1 rRNA gene is annotated in these 3,243 nt (G+C 64.3%); it reads left to right on the forward strand.

Annotated elements, in window-relative coordinates:
* Positions 1–268 precede the first annotated feature (268 nt).
* A 23S ribosomal RNA gene (locus H6A16_RS10425) occupies positions 269–3,238 on the forward strand.
* Positions 3,239–3,243 lie beyond the last annotated feature (5 nt).

A 3,243-nucleotide genomic window follows, 5' to 3' on the forward strand; every position in this document is an offset into this window, starting at 1 on the left:
CCGGTCCCCGGGGTCAGCCCCGCGTACCTTGAGAGCCGCATAGCGAGAGGAACCGACCGAAGGTCGGTTCCGCATCGATTCTCGATCCAATTCTGAGAGATGGAACGAAGAGAGAAACTATCGATTCTGCGACTAACCACACATAGAGACATCAATGTCAACTTAACAAGGGTAGTCATCAGCATCTGATCGCCCGGGGCGCGAGCCCCGGGAGGTATGTAGCGACCCGGCCGCGGCGCGAGAGCCGCGGCCTTGATACGGAAGCGAAAGCGAAGATTTTACGGGCGCACGGCGGATGCCTTGGCACAGGAAGCCGATGAAGGACGCGGCAAGCTGCGATAATCCGCGGTTAGGGGCACACACCCTCGGACCCGCGGGTCTCCGAATGGGCGAACCCGCCAGGAGGAGTCCTGGCATCCCTTTGGCGAACACATAGCCTCAGGGAGGACAACCCGGGGAACTGAAACATCTAAGTACCCGGAGGAGAAGAAATCAACACGAGATCCCCCGAGTAGCGGCGAGCGGAAGGGGGCCATGGCCAAACCGGCGGGCGGGCGCGCACGGCAGTGCTTTCCCCCGCCGGGGTTGCAGGGTGCGATCGACCGGGTCCTGCCGGGCCCGGCGCCGGCAGCGGAGGGGGAGCCGAACGGCCTGGGAGGGCCGGCGGCACAGGGTGACAGCCCCGTAGGCGCACCCCACCCGCGCGGCGGAACGCGTCCCTGAGTAGGGCCGGGCACGAGGAACCCGGTCCGAATCCGGGTGGACCACCATCCAAGCCTGAATACTCTCCTGTGACCGATAGCGCACGAGTACCGTGAGGGAAAGGTGAAAAGCACCCCGGGAGGGGAGTGAAACAGTACCTGAAACCGTGCGCCCACGAGCAGTCGGAGCAGCCTCGCGCTGTGACGGCGTGCCTTTTGTAGAATGAGCCAGCGAGTTGCTGGCCGGCGGCGAGGTTAAGCTTGGAAGCGAGCCGAAGCGAAAGCGAGTCCGAACAGGGCGCCATGAGTCGCCGGCCGCAGACGCGAAGCCGGGTGAGCTATCCCTGGGCAGGCTGAAGCGGGGGTAAGACCCCGTGGAGGGCCGAACGGCAGTACGTTGAAAAGTGCTCCGATGACCTGGGGATAGGGGTGAAAGGCCTATCAAACCCGGAGATATCTCGTTCCCCCCGAAATAGCTTTAGGGCTAGCGTCGGGAGTTCACCCGCGGAGGTAGAGCACCGGATCGATGAGGGGGCTTCGCCGCCTACCGACTCGAACCGAACTCCGAATGCCGCGGGCCCACATCCCGGCAGTCAGAGCATGTGGGCTAAGCTGTGTGCTCGAGAGGGAAACAGCCCAGACCGCCCGCTAAGGTCCCCAAATCCGCGCCGAGTGGCAAAGGATGTGCGCTCGCGCAGACAACCAGGAGGTTGGCTTAGAAGCAGCCACCCCTTCAAAGAGTGCGTAACAGCTCACTGGTCGAGTGGGCGCGCGCCGACAATACACGGGGCTAAGCGCGGTACCGAAGCGGCGGGATGATACGATCATCGGTAGGGGGGCGTCGCGCCAGGGGCGAAGCCGGAGGGCGACCGACGGTGGACCGGGCGCGAGCGAGAATGCTGGCATGAGTAGCGAGAGACGAGAGAGTAACTCGTCCGCCGTAAACCCGAGGTTTCCTGGGCGAGGCTAATCCCCCCAGGGTCAGTCGGGGGCTAAGGCGAGGCCGGCAGGCGTAGCCGAAGCGCAGCAGGTCGACATTCCTGCACCGGCAGCGGACCGTCACGACCGACGGGGCGACGGATCGGGGTGGCTCGGCGGGGTTCTGGACGTCCCCGTGATGGAGCGCGGCCCGCGGGACAGGGAAATCCGTCCCGCAGAAGGGCGAGGCTCCGGACGAAGCGAGTGCGCGAAGCGAGTGAGCCCGTGGTCCCCAGAAAAACCCCTAGGCAGGCACGCTGCCGCCCGTACCGCAAACCGACACAGGTGGGTGGGTAGAACATACCGAGGCGATCGGGTCAACCATGGTCAAGGAACTCGGCACAATGGCCCCGTAACCTAGGGAGAAGGGGTGCCCGCGCGTACGTGAACCCGCTTGCCGGGGGAGCGGAGGCGGGCCGCAGTGAAGAGGCCCAAGCGACTGTTTACCAAAAACACAGGACTCTGCAGAAGCCGCAAGGCGACGTATAGGGTCTGACGCCTGCCCGGTGCCGGAAGGTCACGCGGAGGTGTTAGCCGAAAGGCGAGGCACCGAAGCCAAGCCCCGGTAAACGGCGGCCGTAACTATAACGGTCCTAAGGTAGCGAAATTCCTTGTCGGGTAAGTTCCGACCTGCACGAAAGGCGCAACGACTTGGGCGCTGTCTCGACCATGGACCCGGTGAAATTGCACTGGTCGTGAAGATGCGACCTACCCGCGGAAGGACGGAAAGACCCCGTGAACCTTCACTGCAGCTTGGCATTGGCCGCTGGACGCGCGTGTAGAGGATAGGCAGGAGGCACAGATGGCCGGGCGCCAGCCCGTCCGGAGCCGACCTTGGAATACTGCCCTCGCGCGCCCGGCGTCCTAACCCGAGGCCGCCATCCGGCTCGGGGACCGTGCCAGGTGGGTAGTTTGACTGGGGCGGTCGCCTCCCAAAGGGTAACGGAGGCGCGCGAAGGTCCGCTCGGGACGGTCGGCAACCGTCCTTTAGAGTGCAAGAGCGCAAGCGGGCTTGACTGCGAGACCCACAAGTCGAGCAGGTGCGAAAGCAGGCTCTAGTGATCCGGCGGCACCGCGTGGGCGGGCCGTCGCTCAACGGATAAAAGGTACTCCGGGGATAACAGGCTGATCTTGCCCAAGAGTCCACATCGACGGCAAGGTTTGGCACCTCGATGTCGGCTCATCGCATCCTGGGGCTGGAGCAGGTCCCAAGGGTACGGCTGTTCGCCGTTTAAAGCGGTACGCGAGCTGGGTTCAGAACGTCGTGAGACAGTTCGGTCCCTATCCTCCGTGGGCGCAGGAGAATCGAGGGAGGCTGCCCCTAGTACGAGAGGACCGGGGTGGACGGACCTCCGGTGAACCGGTTGTCGACCAACGGCATGGCCGGGTAGCCGCGTCCGGCGCGGATAACCGCTGAAGGCATCTAAGCGGGAAGCCGTTCCCGAGATCAGTTCTCCTTTCGGTAAGGGCCCAGGTAGACCACCTGGTTGATAGGCCGCAGGTGCAAGGCGTGCGAGCGCCTCAGCCGAGCGGCACTAATCGCCCGAGCTCTTCGCTTATCTTC

This window comes from Collinsella tanakaei, from assembly GCF_016900375.1.
Classification (GTDB): domain Bacteria; phylum Actinomycetota; class Coriobacteriia; order Coriobacteriales; family Coriobacteriaceae; genus Collinsella.